Annotated in this window: 16 protein-coding genes and 1 pseudogene; 6 read left to right on the top strand and 11 right to left on the bottom strand. The window is 71.4% G+C overall.

Annotated elements, in window-relative coordinates:
- Positions 1-201: 201 nt before the first annotated feature.
- Positions 202-1,287, bottom strand: a complete 1,086-nt coding sequence (locus ACZ4VK_RS07575) for a hypothetical protein (RefSeq protein WP_468349543.1) — start codon at positions 1,285-1,287, stop codon at positions 202-204.
- 25 nt (positions 1,288-1,312) lie between these two features.
- Positions 1,313-1,522, bottom strand: coding sequence for a hypothetical protein (locus tag ACZ4VK_RS07580; protein ID WP_468349544.1), 210 nt, complete (start codon positions 1,520-1,522; stop codon positions 1,313-1,315).
- A 397-nt stretch (positions 1,523-1,919) separates the two neighbouring features.
- Here ACZ4VK_RS07580 and ACZ4VK_RS07585 point away from each other — a divergent pair, with 397 nt between their 5' ends.
- The 4 genes from ACZ4VK_RS07585 to ACZ4VK_RS07600 all read left to right on the top strand — a co-directional run bounded on the left by ACZ4VK_RS07585 (position 1,920) and on the right by ACZ4VK_RS07600 (position 4,750).
- Positions 1,920-2,243 carry a neprosin family prolyl endopeptidase gene (locus ACZ4VK_RS07585; RefSeq protein WP_468349546.1) on the top strand — a complete coding sequence of 108 codons (324 nt, stop codon included), beginning with the start codon at positions 1,920-1,922 and terminating at the stop codon, positions 2,241-2,243.
- Positions 2,230-2,979 (top strand): helix-turn-helix transcriptional regulator, encoded by a 750-nt coding sequence (locus tag ACZ4VK_RS07590; RefSeq protein WP_468349548.1) that lies wholly within the window; start codon positions 2,230-2,232, stop codon positions 2,977-2,979. Before ACZ4VK_RS07585 ends, ACZ4VK_RS07590 begins: the two co-directional genes overlap by 14 nt.
- Positions 2,980-3,164: 185 nt before the next feature.
- Entirely contained in the window at positions 3,165-3,602 is a 438-nt protein-coding gene (locus tag ACZ4VK_RS07595) for an NfeD family protein (RefSeq protein ID WP_468349550.1), read from the top strand.
- A 29-nt stretch (positions 3,603-3,631) separates the two neighbouring features.
- The gene (locus ACZ4VK_RS07600; protein ID WP_468349552.1) at positions 3,632-4,750 is read left to right on the top strand and encodes an SPFH domain-containing protein; all 1,119 of its coding nucleotides are present in this window, start codon (positions 3,632-3,634) and stop codon (positions 4,748-4,750) included.
- Positions 4,751-4,803: 53 nt separating this feature from the next.
- Here the strand turns inward: ACZ4VK_RS07600 and ACZ4VK_RS07605 are convergent, their stop codons facing one another.
- Positions 4,804-5,982, bottom strand: a complete 1,179-nt coding sequence (locus tag ACZ4VK_RS07605; protein WP_468349554.1) for a site-2 protease family protein — start codon at positions 5,980-5,982, stop codon at positions 4,804-4,806.
- A gap of 224 nt (positions 5,983-6,206) precedes the next feature.
- Between ACZ4VK_RS07605 and ACZ4VK_RS07610 the strand changes: the two genes are divergently transcribed.
- Both ACZ4VK_RS07610 and ACZ4VK_RS07615 read left to right on the top strand, forming a co-directional pair.
- The gene (locus ACZ4VK_RS07610) at positions 6,207-6,662 is read left to right on the top strand and encodes an SRPBCC family protein (RefSeq protein WP_468349556.1); all 456 of its coding nucleotides are present in this window, start codon (positions 6,207-6,209) and stop codon (positions 6,660-6,662) included.
- A gap of 13 nt (positions 6,663-6,675) precedes the next feature.
- Positions 6,676-7,005, top strand: a complete 330-nt coding sequence (locus tag ACZ4VK_RS07615; protein ID WP_468349558.1) for a TfoX/Sxy family protein — start codon at positions 6,676-6,678, stop codon at positions 7,003-7,005.
- 138 nt (positions 7,006-7,143) lie between these two features.
- On the opposite strand, the gene ACZ4VK_RS07620 is transcribed toward ACZ4VK_RS07615, so the two are convergent.
- The 8 genes and pseudogenes from ACZ4VK_RS07620 to ACZ4VK_RS07655 form a co-directional block, all read right to left on the bottom strand.
- Positions 7,144-7,374: a hypothetical protein gene (locus ACZ4VK_RS07620; protein ID WP_468349560.1), complete on the bottom strand. Its 231-nt coding sequence runs from the start codon at positions 7,372-7,374 to the stop codon at positions 7,144-7,146.
- Positions 7,375-7,505: 131 nt separating this feature from the next.
- Complete coding sequence (locus tag ACZ4VK_RS07625) at positions 7,506-8,753, bottom strand: cation:proton antiporter (RefSeq protein ID WP_468349562.1); 1,248 nt, start codon at positions 8,751-8,753, stop codon at positions 7,506-7,508.
- A gap of 271 nt (positions 8,754-9,024) precedes the next feature.
- Positions 9,025-9,825, bottom strand: a pseudogene (locus tag ACZ4VK_RS07630) (S41 family peptidase); the annotation flags it as partial.
- Between the two features lie 671 nt (positions 9,826-10,496).
- Complete coding sequence (locus tag ACZ4VK_RS07635) at positions 10,497-10,871, bottom strand: FKBP-type peptidyl-prolyl cis-trans isomerase (protein WP_468349563.1); 375 nt, start codon at positions 10,869-10,871, stop codon at positions 10,497-10,499.
- A gap of 152 nt (positions 10,872-11,023) precedes the next feature.
- Positions 11,024-12,091 (bottom strand): LacI family DNA-binding transcriptional regulator, encoded by a 1,068-nt coding sequence (locus tag ACZ4VK_RS07640; RefSeq protein WP_468349564.1) that lies wholly within the window; start codon positions 12,089-12,091, stop codon positions 11,024-11,026.
- Positions 12,092-12,205: 114 nt separating this feature from the next.
- Complete coding sequence (locus ACZ4VK_RS07645; protein ID WP_468349566.1) at positions 12,206-14,596, bottom strand: beta-galactosidase; 2,391 nt, start codon at positions 14,594-14,596, stop codon at positions 12,206-12,208.
- Positions 14,596-16,464: a glycoside hydrolase family 35 protein gene (locus ACZ4VK_RS07650; protein WP_468349568.1), complete on the bottom strand. Its 1,869-nt coding sequence runs from the start codon at positions 16,462-16,464 to the stop codon at positions 14,596-14,598. Before ACZ4VK_RS07650 ends, ACZ4VK_RS07645 begins: the two co-directional genes overlap by 1 nt.
- A gap of 294 nt (positions 16,465-16,758) precedes the next feature.
- Positions 16,759-17,880, bottom strand: coding sequence for an MFS transporter (locus ACZ4VK_RS07655; RefSeq protein WP_468350793.1), 1,122 nt, complete (start codon positions 17,878-17,880; stop codon positions 16,759-16,761).
- Between the last annotated feature and the right edge of the window lie 41 nt (positions 17,881-17,921).

The following is a 17,921-nucleotide window of genomic DNA, read 5'->3' on the forward strand; positions in this document are numbered from 1 at the left end:
CCGACGCTATCCCTGTCCGACGACCGGCGCGCGGCCGTGAATCGCGGGACGCCCCGGTCCGGTACGAGATTCACCCGACCAGCAGAGGTGGCTCGGCCTCTCTTATGTCAGCCAGGGGCCGCCATGGATCAACCGCGAGGGGTGGAGGGACGCCAACAGCCCGTTCGGCCCAGATCGCCCATGTCGTCCGAATGCGTGCCGTCACACGGTTGGTTGGAAGCCGTTGATGGTGGCCTCGACCATGCGGGAGACCCGCTCGAGTTCCGCTCTGGTCGGATCAGCGGGGACCTTGAGGTTCTGCCACACGACGATGAAGTCCACGTCCCGGTTGCTGTCGTGCACCTTGAGTGCCTCCGAGACCACTCTCTCGACGACACCGGCGCTGTTGGGCTTGAGCGGGCCGATGCCGATCTTCGCGTGGGTGGCGGAAAGCCCGCCGTTCGGCCACAGGAGTTCGCGGTGGAACCAGCTGCGGCCGCCACCTGCCAGCATCTGGACGAGATCCGTCGGGCTGCCGCTCTCCAGGCTGCCGTCGAACATACGGGTGACGAGTTTCGCCATGTCCACGGCTGTGGTCGCCTGGGCGACCTGACCGTCGTTCGCGGACGCGATCCGCACCGCGGTCCACTGCCCCAGGTAGTCGCCGGCGAGCCAGATGCCCTGCTGGGTCGACTTCCGGAAGAAGCCGTCGTCCTCGGCCTTGGCGTTCATGAAGCCGAACGCGACGCCATGGATGCTGGCCGCCGCGCCGGCGTTCTGTTGTTGGAGGAGCATCCCCCTGAGCTGGGTGCGGTAGTCGAAGGTGAACTCGACGCCGATGGGCCGCCCTGCCGCGTCGAGTTGCGGCTCGAGAACCGTCCGGTACGCCGGCACGATCTTGGTGACGTCGCTCCCGTGCTGGATGGTGATGGAGCTCGGGGTCTTGTTCTTGATCTTCGCGTCGAAGGCGGACCCGAGGGCGAGGAAGAAGGCGTCCGACGACGACGGCTGCTGTTCCATGAGCACTTCACGCGAGAAGAAGCGAAGTGTGTGCGCCGCGTACATGGCGAGGAGTTTGACCAGGCTGCCCGAGAAGTGGACTTCGTTCTGCCGGTGGCCCGCCCATGCGCGTGTGTCCGTGTCTTCCAGAGCCACCACGGTGAGGGCGACCCGTTCGAGTGCGGCGCGGTCGGCTCCGGTCAGCCCGTTCATGAAACCGTTGAGAGCGTTCTGCATGCTCCGGTTACGGTCGGGCGCGCCCTCGGCCTGGAGATTGTCGCCGTACGCTCCAGTGAACAGCTCCACCATGTCGATCGATCCTCCTCGCGGCGCCCTACTTGTAGTACCGCATCAGCTCTCCGTTGCTGCGCAAGTGGTACAGCTGGCTGCTCGAACTGGCGATCACGACCGGGATCGGGCGGCCCGGCAGCCGGAGATGGGCCATCTGTTCCGTGGCGAGCCTGAACTGGTACATGACACCGCCGCCGGCGTCGATCCGCGTGGCACGGCTGCCGGCGAAGGCGAGGAGCTCCCAGCCGGTCAACGGGGTTCCGGTATAGCGGAATCGAACCGAGTCCTGCAGGAACAGGTACCTTCAGTCTTCCGCAGGACGACAACCCGTGCAATGCGGTGTGAGCGCGGGAGGGAAGGCTTGGGCAAACCCCATGAGCGGGCCGGGGGAGACGCGCGTACGGTCAAGTGGGGGCACGAGTGAGACTCCGCCGCTGACGGCCGACCTCCCCGCCTCGACCCCTCTCCGCCGCACCCAACCCCTGCCGGTGCTCCGTCCCAGGACCACTGCTGCCGTGCGGCGCATTCATCCGGGAGGTGTACGGCCGCCAAGGCCGGGGCCACGAAGGAAAGCACCTACATCGAGGCGGCGGACCGCCCCAACGACTCCGCCGCCCTTCCTCGCGAAAGCCACCAACAACTACACGCAGATGGGCAACTACCTCGGCGGATACAACCGGGACGTGAAGGGCTGCGAGGAGCCGTCCAACACGGTCTACCCCGGCATCCGAGGGGATCCGGGACCGGGCAACGAATGGATGGGCAGCGGACGCTTCCCGTCCGAGGGCTGGAGCCGTGCGGCCTGCATCCGCAACCTGACCTACCAGTCCGTCGCGGCCGGCACGACGATGAAGCCGGTGGTGGGTTCCGCCTACGTGACGAACCCGAACGCCTATCAGATCTCCACCGACTTCACCGGCACGTCGACCTGGGGAGCGCACTTCTACCGGGGAGGCCCGGGTGGAGTCGAGTGACGTCTCGGCGCGGGACGACCGCCCGGAGGTCATCCCCTCCGAGGTCGATCCGGACGTCGAGTGCGTCCGCCGTACCTGGCCTCCGACGCACGTATGGTCCTCGGCCTGCTCGCCCTCACCCCGCGGCGAGTGGGCGGAGACGGTCACCCATCTGACCGGCCCGGAGACGGCCGACCCCGGCACCGGTCCGGTGGTGATCTCGGCGACCGCCTCCGGGGCCCTGATACGGCTTGCGCTCGCCCACGACGACATCGCCGAGGCCGCCGCGTGGAGGCGGTTGCGCGCCAAGGGCATCTGGGGCCTGGGGCGCGGAACTCGCTCCCTGGGCGGTGGAGGCGACGCTGCGGGCCGGGGAGGCGGCCAGGGCCGCGGCGATGACCGACGAGTTCGCGGGTACGACGAGGCTTCCGCCGCCTCCGTGCTCGTCGGGCGCACCGCGGTCTTCGACTCGCTGGGCGCGACCTGGGACGCCGCCCGCACCCGCGCCGACCTGCGGCGTCTCCAGCCCGCCGGGGGACGCCGACCGCCGGGCCGTCCCGGTTACGGCGGCATGCTCTCGCCGCGGGAGGCGGAGGTGGCGGAGCTCGCCGCCGCGGGCATGTCCCACCGGGAGATAGCCGCCACGCTGCACCTTTCCCCGTGCACCGTCGAGCAGCACGTCGCCCGGGCCCTGCAGAAGATCGGAGTGCACTCGCGCCAGCAGCTGGCCCAGGCCTTTGAGGCGGCCACGGGTTGATTTGCGTACCCGTGAAGGTCCGCAACGCCGACCGTGCCCTTTGGTCCGGTCCGGTGCCGCCCAGGTGGTGTGGGTGCGGTGGCGTGCTTCGTGGGTCTGATCGCAGACCAGGCTGGATGGGTCCCTTCTGTCCGGGTTCCTGGGGATACGTTGGTGGGTAAGCCTCTCAGTAGGAGGCTGACTCCATGCCGTGGTTCGTTTGGCTGCTCGCCGCCGGGGTGCTGGGTGTCGCGGAGTTCTTCACCCTGACCCTGGTTTTCGGGCTGCTGGCGGGCGCCGCATTGGTTGCCGCTGTGGTCGCCGGTGTCGGTGTCGGGCTTCTCGGCCAGCTCGTGGCGCTCGGGGTGGCAGTGGCAGCGGGCCTCGTCCTCGTCCGCCCTGTCGCACTGCGGCAGATGGCACAGCAACCCCTCACGCGCGAGGGCAGCGATGCGCTGATCGGCAAGCGGGCCGAGGTCATGCAAGAGGTCACCGCGACCCACGGCCTGATCAAGCTCTCCGGCGAGGAATGGTCCGCCCGTGCCCTCGACGAGAGCCATGTGATCCCCGTGGGAGCGCTCGTGGATGTCATGGAGATCGAAGGCGCCACGGCCATCGTCTACCCCCGCGAACTCCTTCCGTGAACGGCTGAACACATCCCAACGGAGGAATTGTGGATCCGGTTCTCATCCCGATTCTCGTGGCGGCGATCGTCGTCGTCTTCCTCGTGGCCGCCACGGTGCGGATCGTGCCGCAGGCACGCCGCTACAACATCGAGCGGTTCGGCAGGTACCGGCGGACGCTGCAACCCGGCCTGAACTTCGTCGTGCCGGTGGCGGACCGTATCAACACCAAGCTCGACGTGCGCGAGCAGGTCTATTCGTCCGCCCCCAAGCCGGTGATCACCGAGGACAACCTCGTGGTGAACATCGACACCGTGCTCTACTACCAGATCACCGACCCGCGGGCGGCGGCCTACGAGGTCGCCGACTACCTGCAGGCGATCGATCAGCTCACCGTGACCACGCTGCGGAACGTCATCGGCTCCATGGACCTGGAAGAGACGCTCACCTCACGCGAGGAGATCAACGCCCGCCTCCGCGCCGTTCTCGACGACGCCACCGGCAAGTGGGGCATCCGGGTCAATCGCGTCGAGATCAAGGCCATCGATCCACCGACCACCATCAAAGAGGCGATGGAGAAGCAGATGCGGGCCGAGCGCGACAAGCGCGCGGCCATCCTGCACGCCGAAGGGGAGCGGCAGGCCAAGATCCTCACCGCGGAGGGCACGAAGCAGAAGGACATCCTGGAAGCACAGGGCACGCAGCAAGCCATGATCTTGCGGGCGGACGGCGAGGCGAAGGCGGTGGAGCGCGTCTTCCAGGCCGTTCACCGCAACAATGCCGACCCGAAGATCCTGGCCTACAAGTACCTCGAGACGCTCCCGCATCTGGCGAAGAGCGACAACAACACGTTCTGGGTGATCCCGGGGGAGCTGACCGAGGCAGTTCGCGCCGTCACCCACGCGTTCGGCGATCAGTCGACGATGGGCCTTCCCGCATCCGCGCCATCTGCGCAACCGGAGGAGGCAACCAGTGCCGATGCCGGCGGCGCGTCCGACGACGGCAGGACTCCGGAGCTCGAGACAGGCTCGCCGCTTTCGCTCGACGCCGCCGCGGCTGCCGATGAGGTCGCGAAGCAGGCCGCCGCCGTGGTGAGCGACGCGAAGGCCGAGGCCGAGGCCGCGAGGGCTTCCCAGGTGCCGGGTCGGGGGCGCACGTCCGGCGATTGAGCGGCGACGGCGAGGGCTCAGGGAAGCCCGGGGTGACCACCACCCGGGGTTCGTCAGTTGCCCGCGTCGTTGTTCCTATGGCCGTTCGTACCACGGTTCGTACCGCTGTTCGTACCGCGGAGTGCGTGCCGCTGGACGAGCCGGGCGATGTCACGTGCGGTGATGATGCCCGCCAGCAGCCCGCCTTCGGTGACGAGGATCCGCATGCCGCTCCTGCTCGGCCGGACGTTTTCGAGGACGTGTTCCACCAGTTCGTCCGGCGTACAAGTGGTGCACTGGGACAGTGGGGTCGCCAGGTCACGTACCCGCAGTTCCGCACGCTTCGAAACGGGGATCCTCGCGAACTGCGACAGCTCGACCATGCCGCTGGGGCGGCCCTCGACGTCGATCAGGGGCAGGGCGGAATGGTGGGCTCGCAGCGCCACGTCGTCGACGCAGCGTTCCACGGTGATCCAGTCGGGGCAGGTCTCCACGGGGCTCGACATGGCGTCGGCCACTCGTACCCCGTGCAGGGCCGCCGCCATGCCGGCCTGCCGTCGCTCCGCGTTGGCGACGATCAGGACGAAGAACCCGACGACCATCAGCCACAGGCCGCCCAGTGCGCCGCGCAGCACGGAGACCCAGCCGCCGGCGATCAGCAGGAACCCGAGTACCTGGCCACCGCGTGCGGCTGCTCGTTCGGCCCGGTCCCGGTCTCCGGTACGCCACCAGATCACCGACTGCACCACACGGCCGCCGTCGAGCGGCGCGGCGGGCAGCAGATTGAACACGCCCAGCAAGAAGTTCACCCACGCCAGCCACACCAGGACGGCCGCCGGTACCGCCCAGCCGAACAGCGCGTTCAGCCCGACGCCCGCACCGAGCGCCGCCGCGCCGACGGCGAGGCTGGTGAGCGGCCCGCCGACCGCCACCAGGAAGGCCGCACCGGCCGTGCGCGGCTTGCCCATCTGCGTCACCCCGCCCAGCGCCCAGAGCGTGACGTCCTGGACGGGGATGTCCTTCCTCAGGGCGATGATCGCGTGCGCGGCCTCGTGAGCCAGCAGGCTTCCGACGAGCAGCAGGGCCCCCACCAGCCCGGCGACCGTGTACACGGCGTCCGACCGGTCCGGAAGCCAGGCGGGGAGCGTCTGCGCACCCAGGCCGTATCCGAAGAGAACCACGAGCAGGGGCACGGTCCAGTGGACGCGCAGCGGCACGCCGAGAACCCGTCCGATCCGAACCGAACCGTTCATCTCCGTCTCCCGTGGCTGAAGCAGGCGGTCCTCCGCCCGCACCGCAGGCCCGCGGGACGCTCCCGGTGATCGGATCCGTACGGTGTCCGCCTCCTCACAGTGTTGCTCGTCGGGCTGGTGTCGGGGAGTTCACCCGCGGCTGCGAAGGTCCGCAGGTTGCCGGTAGCGGACCGGGGTGCGTCCATGGAGTGCGCGCATGACCGGGAAGAGGGAGCGAGGCAGCGATGGGCATCGACGTAGCTGTGGAGCGGGTGATCCCGCTGCCCCCCGAGCGGGTGGCCGCCTACGCGATGGACTGGCGCCACGACGCGGAGTGGACGCAGGGCATCCGTACGGCGGAGCTGACGCGCCAGGCCGACGGGGGCGGCTTCGGTGTCGGTGCCGAGGTGACGCGGACCGCGTACTTCCTGGGCAAGCGGATCGACTACGTGCTGCGCGTCGCCGCTCACGATCCGCCGCGGCTCCTGGACATGGTGTCGGTGGCGGGCCCGATGCCCATGCACGTGACGTACACCTTCGACCCGGACCCCGGCGGCGGCACGCTCGCTCGGATCCGTGTACGGGGTGACGCGTCCGGCCCGTACGGTCTCGCTGCGCCGCTCATGGGGCGCAAGGTGCGATCCTCGCTGGTCAAGGATCTGCGGGATCTGGAACAGCGGCTGAGCGCGCCGCAGGACTGATCACGGGGGCGGCATGGCATTCGACGAGGGACTGGCGGAGCGGGTCCGTGCCCGTCTGGGAGCGGATCCCGCGGTCACGGAGAAGCGGATGTTCGGCGGGCTGGCCTTCCTGCACGCCGGAAACATGGCGGTGGGCGTGATCGGCGACGACCTGATGGTCCGCGTCGGCACCGACGCCACCGACGCCGCCCTCGCGCGCCCAGGAGCGAGGGTCTTCGACTTCACCGGTCGCCCGATGCGCGGCTGGATCGTCGTCGACGCCTCCGCCGTAACCGAGGACGAGGCCCTGGCCGAGTGGGTGGACCAGGGGTACGCGTTCGCCGCCGGTCTGCCGCCCAAGTGACGGTGACCCGCCGGGTTCGGACGGGAGTCGCAGGGGCTGTCGGCGCGGCCTGGCGTGGACGGAAGGGGCCTGATCGCACGCTCTGCCACACCGAGGCAGCGAAGCTCTTCGGGGCCTTCATGTCTGTGGCCGTGCCGGTCATGGCCCGTCTGAGGGGAACGGCCACGGGTCCTGCGACCGAGGCGGGCTCCAGGTGGGAGAGGAGGGCGGGGCGAAGGGACCCGCGTGGTTCTCCATGAGGAGGATCATGACGATGGCGAGGCCGCTGCTGATGATGATCAGGGCGAGACCGATCGGGTTGTTGGCGTTGTAGACGTAGCGGTTGGTGCCCCACTTGCTCTTCTTGAAGACGGGCTCGTCGTCGTTCATCGCATCGGACTCCTTGTCGCGAGGGGGTGTGCGTGTCGGCCGTGCAGGCAGCTGAACTGCCGTCGCAGGTAGCAGCGGAGGAGTGGGGCCATGGCCTGTCCGGATGCACGGGAGTGCAGGGCCGGGCCAGGTCACGTGCGCGCATGGGGACGGGCCTTGGTCGTCGTAGGGTCCTCGGGCTCGGCCGGAGCAGTGGTGCCGGCCTCGATGAGGTCGTCGACGTGGAAGAGCCGGGCGATGGGGACGTCGGTGCTGCTGTGGGCGATGATCGAGAAGGCGATGCAGACGGCGATCAGTGTGTACGCCTCCTGGCCCTGCGGAATCCCGGCTTGGAGGACGAGCAGGCCGTAGACGACCGAGGCGAAGCCCTTGGGGCCGAACCATGCGGCGACCAGCTTCTCCCGGCGGTCGATCCGGGTCCCCCACAGCGACAGCAGGAGCGAACCCGGCCGGATCAGCACGATCGTCAGGGCCGCGGCCACGTATCCGCCCAGGGAGAGGTCGCCGAAGAGTTGCGGGGTGAGCAGCGCGCCGAAGACGAGCAGGGCGGCGAACTTGGCGAGTTCGGCCAGCGACTCGCCCAGCGGCTCGAAGGCGTTCTTCGACTCCGGCGATACGGCGGCGAGGACCGCGCCCGCGGAGAACGCGGCGAGGTAGGGGTTGGCGTGGGTGAGGTGGCAGGCCGCGTAGAGGACGATGCCCGTGGCCAGCGGAAGCAGCGGCTGGAGCTTGGGCTCCGCCCCGAGGAGACGGAAGCGTACGAGTCCGTTGACGAGCAGCGGAAGCAGCACGCCGAAGGCGAGGCCGAGGCCGAGCTCCAGGGCGATGCTTCCGTAGGACGCCTCGGCGCCGGCGGCGGTCGGTCCGGCGGCGGCGATGAGGATCAGGACGACGGGCAGGGCGAGGCCGTCGTTGATGCCGCTCTCGACGTTGAGGAGCTCGCGGAGCCGGGCGGGGACCTCCTTGCGGCCCACGATCGCGGAGGCGAACACGGGGTCGGTCGGCGCGAGGACCGCGCCGACGAGGAAGGAGGTCGTCCAGTCCAGGCCCACGAGGTAGTGCGTGATCAGCGCCGTGCCGACGAAGGCCAGCGGCATGCCCAGACCGAGGGCGCGGGCGGGGTTGCGCCAGTTGGCCCGCAGCTTGGCGAAGGACACGTGCATGCCGTCGGTGAACAGGACGGAGAACAGGGCGAGGTCGGCGGTGACCGCGACGATCTCGCTCTCGGGAGAGATGTGGATCAGTCCGAGGAAGCCGTCGCTGACCAGTGCCCCGCCGACGAGGAAGAGCAGCGAGGTGGACAGGACGGTGCGGGCGGCGAGCCCGGACAGCAGGACCGCGACGAGCAGCGCGGCTCCGAAGACGGCGACGAGCACCATGGCGGATATCCCCCGATCGACAGAAGAAGACACGTGTCCCTTGTTCGCCGACCAGGCTTCCCGGCACTCCGCTACGGACCGTACAGGTTCCATACGCGGCATTGACAGGTCCTTGACGTGTACCAAAGGGCCTCAGCAGATTGCCGGAACCCGGCAGCGCTGAAAGGCCGCCCAGTCCTACCAAGCAGCCGTCGCCCTCGCGTCACTCCTGATGTGGGCGTGACACTTTCACGACAACTGCTGGGCCGGGGCGTCCCTTGGAGGAGCCGTCCTAGTCCCGCAGGACCTTCACGGCCCGGTCGAAGGCCGAGTCCTTGTTCTGGTCGAACTCCTCCGTGGTGAAGACCGGCTCGGTGAGGTGCGGCGGGATGCCCGCGCCGTCGAAGGTCCTGCCCGACCGGGTCAGCAGCTCCTCGTTCGGCAGCCAGACCGACATGCCGTTGGGGAGCTCGCGCACCATGACGTCCGAGAAGACGCCCTGCGTGGGCTGCCCGATCCGCACGGTCCGGCCGGGCCGGTCCATGAGGGCCTGGGTGAAGGTCTCTCCCGCGCTGACGGTCGAGCCGCCGGTCAGCACGGCGACCGGTCCGGTGTAGCGGGGGCCCTGGGCGGGCGTGACGTACAGGGGCTGGGGGCGCGTGTGCCGGGTGGGGTCTTCGGGATCGTTGCGGGCCCGCTTGGAGTAGGCGAGGTAGGGGGTGTCGGTCAGCCGCCCTGCGATGTGGAGCCCCATGGCGTCGGAGCCGCCGCCGTTGATCCGCAAGTCGATGACCAGGCCCTTCAGGTGCCGGGTGCGCTCCTGGCCGAGGACCGTGTCCAGCGCCTTGTCGAGCTCGGCCAGCTCGGCGGCGTAGGAGGCAGCGCCGCCCGCGTAGCCGCCGAAGCCGGAGATGCGCAGGTAGCCCTGCCCGCCGGGGAGGTCGGCGTAGGTGATCCGCCCGGCGGCGAAGTCCTGGAGGTTCCGGGCGTTCTTGAGGTCGCGCTCCACGACGAACTTCTTGACCTCGCCGTCGAGTTTCCCGTCGGGCCGGACGGTTCCTGGGCGGACCTGCGCAAAGGCCCGGTCGGGGTCACCGTCGCCGTCGCCGTCGACGTCGCCGACACGGGAGCCACCGGGCCATCCGGTTGTCCGGTCCATCGGAGGTGGGGCCAGCCCACGCTACCCACCGGCCGACCACCGACGGAATCTGGCGGACCGACGGCTACGGCACGGTACCCAGCAAGTCGCCTACAGAGAAGGCAAGATCGTGCGCATCGTCACGGCCACCGCCGTCGTCTTGGCCCTGGTCGGCGCAGCCGCGCCGGCCGCCACAGGTGCTGTCCATCCGGAACGGAACTCTCCAGGAGTACCAGACCACCGCCGTCAGCTGCATCGCGGGCGACACCGCGCAGCGGACCGGCCCCGGCGCCTACACCACGCCTGGAGGCACCGTCCTCACCGTGCGCACCCGCGGGGACCGCGACCGCGCTTCCGTACGGCTGGACGGCGACGTCGGCGAACGGAACCTGCGCCGGATGACGGAACTGCCCGACGCCTGCACGCGTTCCGCCCCGCGGAACGCACCGAGAGGGAGTGTCGTCAAACGCCCGCGTCCGCCTCGGTCCGGGGTGAACGGCGCCCTCCACTGCCCGGCGCCCTCCACTGCCCGGCGCCCTCCACTGCCCGGTGCCCCGATAAAGACGCAGGACGGTGTCGCCCGTGCCGCTCCCGGCCGATTCACCGGCCGGCCGGGGCTCGCTGCATCAGGCCGAGAGCAGGTCCACCACGAAGATCAGCGTCGAACCCGGGGGGATCAGCGGCGAGGGGGACTGCTTGCCGTAGCCGAGGCGCGGGGGAACGATGATCTCGCGCCGACCGCCCACCTTCATTCCCCTCACCCCCCGGTCCCAGCCCTTGATGACCCTGCCACCGCCCACGGCGAACTTGAACGGCTCGCCCCGGTCCCAGGAGGCATCGAATTCCTTCCCGGACTCGAAGGTGACCCCGACGTAGTGGACCCTCACCACCATGCCCGGCTTCGCCTCGGTCCCGTCCCCGACGACCAGGTCCCGGATGGTCAGCTCGGTGGGAGCATCACCCTCCGGAACGTGGACCTCGGGCTTCGTCAGTTCACTCATCGCAGCCTCCTCACTTTCCGCCGGAAGCCCTCACACGGACCAGCCGGACACATGGACACTCCACGCGGATGATCACGCTACCGAGAATGCCGATCCCCGCAGCGCACATCACGTCGAACGGACAACCAGACGGGACGCCGCGCTCAGGGCGATCAGCACGCCGCCGGGTGGGTCGTGCTGCGTCGGACGACGAGTTCGACCGGGATGACGGAGGCGACGGGCGGTTCGGTGGTGCCGTCGATGCGATCGAGGAGCAGCCGCAGGGCCCGGTGGCCGATCTCGGGGAAGCCGGTTCGTACCGTGGTCAGTGGCGGGAGCATGTGCGCCGCCTCGGGGATGTCGTCGTAGCCGACGACACTGACGTCCTCGGGGATGCGGCGCCCGGCCTCGTGGAAGGCGCGGAGCACCCCGAGGGCCATCTGGTCGTTGGAGGCGAAGACGGCGGTGACGTCCGGGTCGTGGGCGAGGGTGCGGCCGAGGGCGTAGCCGGAGTCGGCGCTCCAGTCGCCGAAGAGCGGATCGGGAACGGGCGCCCCCGCGTCCTCGAGTGTCTGCCGCCAGCTCTCCACACGGCGGTCGGCGGACGTCCAGCCGGCCGGTCCCGCGATGTGGCGGACCGTGCGGTGGCCGAGCCGCAGCAGGTGCTCGGTGGCCGCGCGGGCGCCGGCCCGGGAGTCCGCGGCGACCCAGGGGGTGCCGTCGCCGAGGTCGTTCTCCAGGACGACCAGGGGGGTGTCGATCCCGGCCTGTGCCAGCGCCCTGCCGACGCGTTCCTGCGGGGCGATGGCGATGACGCCGTCGGCGCTCTCCGCGCTGAGCCGGTCGACGGCGCGCAGCACCGTGTCCCGGTCGGCGGTGTCGAGGGCGATGGAGCTGACGAGGTAACCGGACTCCTGGGCCGCCGAGTTGATCGCCGTGAGGATGGAGGCGGGACCGAAGCGGGCCGCGTCGAAGGAGATCACGCCGAGCATCCGGGTGCGGCCGCTGGCCAGCGAGCGGGCGCTGCGGCTCGGCCGGTAGCCGAGGGTGCGCATGGCGGCGAGGACGGCCTCGCGCGTCGCGGGCCGGACCGCCGGGTGGTCGTTGAGCACCCGGGACACCGTCTGCTTGGACACGCCCGCCAGTCTGGCCACGTCGTCAATCACGGGCCGGGTCCCCGCGAAGCTGCGGCGGCTGCGCCCCTTGGCGGTCGCCGTGCCGTCGGCGGGGCTTCGGGTCATGGCGGAGGAGTCCTTCGAGCTTTCGGCCTTGTCGGGGAGGTGCTGTGCGCGGTCACAGGATAGGTGGTGCGGGGAGGGGCGGAACGGCCGGGTTGACCCCACCCCGCACCGGCGTCACGCCCTGCCGATCGCCCAGGTGCGGGGCAGGACCCACCGCGCGTCGGTGACGGACACCGCCCCGGCGTCGGCGGCGGCCCGCGCGGGCAGGTGGACGCGGGCGCCGGCCGGGAGCGGCAGGATCCGCAGCCGGAGGCCGTCGGTCCGCGGCCCGTCGGCGGGCAGCCGGTCGAGGGCGATGTCCCAGGGCCGGTCGGCCTGGAACTGGTCGGCGACCAGGGCGCCGCCGGCGTAGGCGCGAGCCGTGTCGCCGCTCCAGCGCAGCCGCAGCAGCGCCCCGGCGGGCAGTGCGTCCGGGACCTCGACCCGGTACTCGGCCGCGACGGTGTCGTACGCCTCGTCGGCGGGGGCGCTCGCGCGGCCCATGACCCCGGTCGTGGGGGCGGGGGCAGGACCCGCGGGGCGTACGAGGGTGAGCTGCGGGGCGGCGGGGGAGCCGGGCTCCGTGTCGGCGACGACGGTGTACCGGGTGAACACGCCGTCCGGCGCCTCTCCGAGCTCCGCGCCCCGCACGCCCAACTGCCCGCGCGGCGCCGGGAGTACGGCGAAAGACGGTCGTGTTCTCGTCGTGTGCACCCTTACCTCGTCGTGGTCGAAGACCACGGCGCCGTCACCGCACAGGACCAGGCGCTCGGCGCCCCAGGCCCGCCCCCGGTAGGCGGTGCGCGCGGTCGCGGTGTCCAGGACAAGGAGGCCGATCCGCTGCCCGTCGGCCGTGTCCACCTCGACGAGGGCGTCGGCGCCGGGGCGCAGACCGGTCACGAGGATGCGCCCGCCCACGGTGACGATCTCGCCGGACGGTGTGCTCACCGAGGCCACCGTGTCGGCCCGCAGCGCGAGTTCGGGGGCGATGCCGTCCGTCGCCGCCAGGACCAGGACGGTGCGGCCGCCGTCGTCGACGGTGCACACCGGCTGCGCGGTGGCCCACTCCAGATGGGCGCCCGCCACGTCCAGGTGCAGTGGCCAGCAGAAGTACGCGCCCGGGGGGATCGTGACCGGGAGGCTGGGCAGGTTCAGCTCGGGTGCGTCCTCGAACTCGACCGTGAAGGAGGTGTCCGGGTGGGCGGGGAGCTGTTCGTGCGGCTGGTGGTTGGTGACGAACAGGAAGCCGGAGGCACCGTCCCCGCGCACCGCCCAGCGCAGGGTGTCCCGGTCGTGCTGGCCGGCCGGCTGTTCCTTGGGCAGGACCGACTGCATGGGGGCGATGCGCTCGCCGAAGTCGGCGAGCAGCAGGTGCTGCAGGCGCAGTTCGTGGTACGAGGGGCGGACCTGGCCGAACTCGCCGAGCGGGGCCTGGAAGTCGTAGGTGAGCAGGGGGAGTTCATTGGGATAGCCGGTGGCGTGCGACTCCTGGAGCGAGGTCAGTTCGCCCGCCGGGTTGGTGCCGCCGTGGAACATGTAGTACCCCTGCCAGACCGAACCGCAGCCGATCTTGGTCAGGTTCAGGGCGCCGACGTCGGCGGCCTCGACGCGGGGCCGGCGGTGGTAGGACGCGGCCATGCCGCCGCCCAGCTCGCAGGTGGCCCAGGGGAACCGGTCCCGGTACAGGTCCGGGTCGGCGCCGCGCACGGTGGTGGGGCGCAGGTCGGCGCCGATGCCCTCGTCGTCGCGCTGGTGGGTGAAGAAGAAGTGCTTGCGGCAGGTGTCGGGCCAGCCGCCGTCCGCCTCGGTCCAGAACGTCTCGGGGTAGCCGCCGTACAGCGGCAGCAGTTCGTCGCCGGGAAGCTGGACGCCGCCCCATGCGGTGGAGGTCCACAGTGGTGCGCTCAGTCCCGCGTCCTGCGCCATCCTCTTCAGGGTGCGCAGGTGTCCCGGCTGGTCGTACAGCTCGTTCTCGATCTGGACGGCGACGATCGGGCCGCCGTGCGCCCGGTCAAGGCCGCGCAGCTGCCCGGCGATCGCCGCGAACCAGGTGCGTACGGGCTCCAGGTACGCGGGGTCGTCGGTGCGCGGGACGCAGGCGCGGGCGAGCAGCCAGTCGGGCAGCCCGCCGCTGCGCACCTCGGCGTGCGACCAGGGGCCGACGCGGGGGATGAAGTCCAGGCCGTGGCGGGCGCACAGTTCGGCGAAGCGGCGCAGGTCGAGGTCGCCGTCGAACCGGATGCGGCCCTCGACCTCCTCGTGGTGGATCCAGATGAGGTAACTGGCGACGGCCGTCACGCCGCCCGCCTTCATCTTCAGCAGCTCCTCCTCCCAGCGGTCGGCCGGGTAGCGGCTGTAGTGGAACTCGCCGGAGACAGGGAACCAGGGGCGGCCGCCGCGTGTGAGGTAGCGGCTGGTCACCTCGATCGGGTCCGTGGCCTCGGCCGCGTCGGCGAACGGCAGATGGCCGGTCAGCGGCGGTGCGGCGGGCGCGGGGACGCGCAGGCGGTGGGGTGCGGTGGGCATCAGGACTTCTCCGGTCCGAGGTCGGGGGTGGCGGTCAGGTACGCCTGCGGGCGGGTGGAGCCGTGCAGTTCGAGCAGGACGAGGTCGTTGCTGCCGGGACGCAGGACGGGCGCGGGGACGTACAGGGTGCGCTGGGGGCCGCGGCGCCAGTAGCGGCCCAGGGGGAAGCCGTTGATCCAGGCCTGCCCCTTGGTCCAGTCGGGCAGGGAGAGGAACGTGTCGGCGGGATCGGTCACGTGGAAGGTGCCGTGGTGGAAGGCGGGACCGGCGTCGGGACCGGTGACCGGTTCGGTGGCGGGGCCGGTGGCGGTCTCCGGGGCGGCGCCGGCGACAGGCTCCGTGGCGGCGTCGGCGGCGGAACCGATGGCCGTCTCGATGGCGCCCTCGCCGGTCGTCGGGGCGAGGGTGGGCGGCGTGGCGAGGGGCAGCGGGACGCAGGTCCAGTTCCGCAGTACGGCCCCGTCGAAGGAGACCGGGCCGAGCAGTCCCTTGGCCGCCCCGATGTGCGGGCCGTAGTTGACGCCGCCCATGTTCTCGACGAGGACGTCGAGGGTGGCGCCGGGGCGGGGCACGCGAACGGGCAGGACCTCGTCGAGGCGCTCGCGTTCGAGTACGCCGACGGGCGCGCCGTCCAGGAACACCTGGGCGCGGTCGCCCACACCTCCCGCGAAGCGGAGCAGGCCGTCGCCGCCGGCCGGCACCGTGGTGCGGTACAGGGCGAACCCGGCGGCCATGCCCAACGCGTCTATGGTCGGCGGCAGTTCGCTGTGCCGCGATGCCTCGGCGAGTGAGAGGGCGTGGGGCAGCAGCGGCATGCGGCGCTCCAGCTCCACGGAGGTCTCCGGGAGTTTCGCCGACGGTGCGGGGACGGGCTCGTCGGGCACGGGCGCGTACCGGGCGATGACCTCGCGGAAGGCGCGGTACTTGGGGCCCGGGTCGCCGTGCTCGGGCAGCGGGGCGTCGTAGTCGTACGACGTCACGGTCGGGGCGAAGGTGTGATCGTGGGTGGCTCCGTTGGCGAAGCCGAAGTTGGTGCCGCCGTGGAACATGTAGAGGTTCACCGAGGCCCCGGCGGCCAGCAGTTCGTCGAGCGCGGCGGTGGCCTCGGCCGAGTCCCGCACGTGATGCGGGCCGCCCCAGTGGTCGAACCAGCCGATCCAGAACTCGGCGCACATCAGGGGCGCGCCGGGCCGGTGGGCGCGCAGGGTGGCGAGCGCGGCGGGCACCTTGCCGCCGAAGGTGCCGGTGGTGAGCACGCCCGGCAGGCTGCCGGCGGCGAGGTGCTCCGGTATCGCCTGGTCGCAGGTGAACAGCAGCTCCTCGACGCCACGGTCGCGCAGGCCCCGTTCCAGGTGTTCGAGGTAGGCGCGGTCGTCGCCGTAGGCGCCGTACTCGTTCTCCACCTGCACGGCGATCACCGGGCCGCCCGACGCGGCCATGTGCGGCAGCAGCGGGGGCAGCAGCCCGTCCAGGTACCGGTCCACGGCGCCGGTGAAGCGCGGGTCGCTGCTGCGCAGCCGGATGTCCGGGTCGGCGGTGAGCCAGCCCGGCAGCCCGCCGCCGTCCCACTCCGCGCAGATGTACGGGCCGGGGCGCAGCAGGACGTACAGCCCCTCCTCATCGGCCAGGCGCAGGAAGCGCGGCAGGTCCAGGAGGCCGTCGAACACCACGGGGCTTTCGGGCTCGGGCTGGTGGAGATTCCAGGGGACGTACGTCTCCACCGTGTTGAGGCCCATCAGTCGGGCCTTGCGCAGCCGGTCCGCCCACTGGTCGGGGTGGACGCGGAAGTAGTGCAGGGCGCCGGAGACGATCCGGAACGGCTCACCGTGCAACAGGAAGCCGTCGGACGTCGTCGTCAGAGCGGGCATGCGGGGTCTTCCTCCGGTTCGGGAGTGCGGGTACGGGGGGGGGGGGGGGGGGGGGCCGCGGGGGGGGGGGGGGGGGGGGGGGGGGCCGGGGGCCGCGGGGCCGGCCGGCCCCGGAAACCCCGTCCGGGGGGCCCGGTAAACCCAGGGCGGGGCCCCCCCCCCCCCGCCCCCCCCGCCCCCCCCCCCCCCGCCCCCCCCCCCCCCCCCCCCCCCGCCCCCCCCCCCCCCCCCCCCCCCCGGGGGCGGGGGGCGTGGAGCGGCGGGTCCGGGGGCAGCGGGTCCGGCCGGCACCGGTCAGCGCGTCCTCGTGGCACGGATCAGCCAGAGCGTGGCGGCCAGGCACAGCGCCGAGACGACGCTCAGGAGCAGCGGTACCGCCCGGACGCCGGACCACTCGATGGCCTTTCCGAGCGCGGGGCCGGCCACGACGCCACCGACCATGGAGGCGGCGATGACCAGGGCCCCGGCTCTGCGGGCGCGTGGGGCGGCACGGTTCAGCCAGGGCAGCCCGGTGGGGAAGATCGGCGCGATGAACAGGCCGACGCCCGCGTACGCGTACGGCGCCAGGCCCGGCACGGCGGCGAGGAGCAGGCACACCGTCATGCCCGCGCAGGAGACGGTGATGATGGCCTGTGCCGAGAAGCGCAGCGCGAGCGGTGCCACGAGGAACCGGCCCGCCGTCATCATCAGCCAGTACACCGACGTGGCGGTCGCGGCCACACCGGCACCGTAGCCCACGGTCTCCAGGTGGGTCGGCTCCCAGCCGCCGACACCCGCCTCGATGGCCACATGCAGCACGTACAGGGTGACGAACATGGTGAGCACTGACGCAAGGCTGCGCCGCAGCACCGCCTTCCCACCGGGGAGTTCCTCGTCGGAGAGGGGGGACGGCACCTGGTCGCGGACGCCGCGGAGGAACAGCAGCAGCGGCAGGTTGGCGACGGCGAACGCGAGGAACACCGCCGGGTAGTGAGCGGCGCCGACCGCGCCGATCAGGGCCGGGCCGAGGATGGCGCCGATGCCGAAGTGCGCGTTGAGGATGTTCAGCATGGCCGCCGAGCGGCGCCCGAAGCCGACGGCGAACAACTGGTTGAGGCCGTAGTCGATGCCGCCGAAGCCGAGCCCCGCGAGCAGAGCCATGACCAGGGCCAGCGGCCAGTTCGGGGCGAGCGCGAACCCGACGGCACCGACCGCCATCAACAGATAGGAGCTGCCGAGGATCTTCCGGTTGCCCATGCGGCCGAAGAGCCGGTCGAACAGCAGCACGCCGGCCACGCCGCCGACGAAGTGGGCGCTCAGACCGAGCCCCGCCGTCGAGGGTGACAGGTCGAACTCCTCGCGCAGCGCCGGGATCGCGGGCCCGTACAGCGCCTGCAGCGCGCCGATGAGGACGAATCCGACACACGAGGCGACCACGGCGGCCGGGCTGAAGGCGGCGCCCTCGGCGGTGACGCGCT

This window comes from Streptomyces sp. NPDC028711, assembly GCF_055565415.1.

What these genes read in the sequence shown, in the direction of transcription:
- ACZ4VK_RS07575 (WP_468349543.1), bottom strand. Translation starts at nt 1,287, where the DNA reads ATGGTGGAGCTGTTCACTGGAGCGTACGGCGACAATCTCCAGGCCGAG.
- ACZ4VK_RS07585 (WP_468349546.1), top strand. Translation starts at nt 1,920, where the DNA reads ATGGGCAACTACCTCGGCGGATACAACCGGGACGTGAAGGGCTGCGAG.
- ACZ4VK_RS07595 (WP_468349550.1), top strand. Translation starts at nt 3,165, where the DNA reads ATGCCGTGGTTCGTTTGGCTGCTCGCCGCCGGGGTGCTGGGTGTCGCG.
- ACZ4VK_RS07605 (WP_468349554.1), bottom strand. Translation starts at nt 5,982, where the DNA reads ATGAACGGTTCGGTTCGGATCGGACGGGTTCTCGGCGTGCCGCTGCGC.
- ACZ4VK_RS07610 (WP_468349556.1), top strand. Translation starts at nt 6,207, where the DNA reads ATGGGCATCGACGTAGCTGTGGAGCGGGTGATCCCGCTGCCCCCCGAG.
- ACZ4VK_RS07615 (WP_468349558.1), top strand. Translation starts at nt 6,676, where the DNA reads ATGGCATTCGACGAGGGACTGGCGGAGCGGGTCCGTGCCCGTCTGGGA.
- ACZ4VK_RS07620 (WP_468349560.1), bottom strand. Translation starts at nt 7,374, where the DNA reads ATGAACGACGACGAGCCCGTCTTCAAGAAGAGCAAGTGGGGCACCAAC.
- ACZ4VK_RS07625 (WP_468349562.1), bottom strand. Translation starts at nt 8,753, where the DNA reads ATGGTGCTCGTCGCCGTCTTCGGAGCCGCGCTGCTCGTCGCGGTCCTG.
- ACZ4VK_RS07635 (WP_468349563.1), bottom strand. Translation starts at nt 10,871, where the DNA reads ATGAGTGAACTGACGAAGCCCGAGGTCCACGTTCCGGAGGGTGATGCT.
- ACZ4VK_RS07640 (WP_468349564.1), bottom strand. Translation starts at nt 12,091, where the DNA reads ATGACCCGAAGCCCCGCCGACGGCACGGCGACCGCCAAGGGGCGCAGC.
- ACZ4VK_RS07645 (WP_468349566.1), bottom strand. Translation starts at nt 14,596, where the DNA reads ATGCCCACCGCACCCCACCGCCTGCGCGTCCCCGCGCCCGCCGCACCG.
- ACZ4VK_RS07650 (WP_468349568.1), bottom strand. Translation starts at nt 16,464, where the DNA reads ATGCCCGCTCTGACGACGACGTCCGACGGCTTCCTGTTGCACGGTGAG.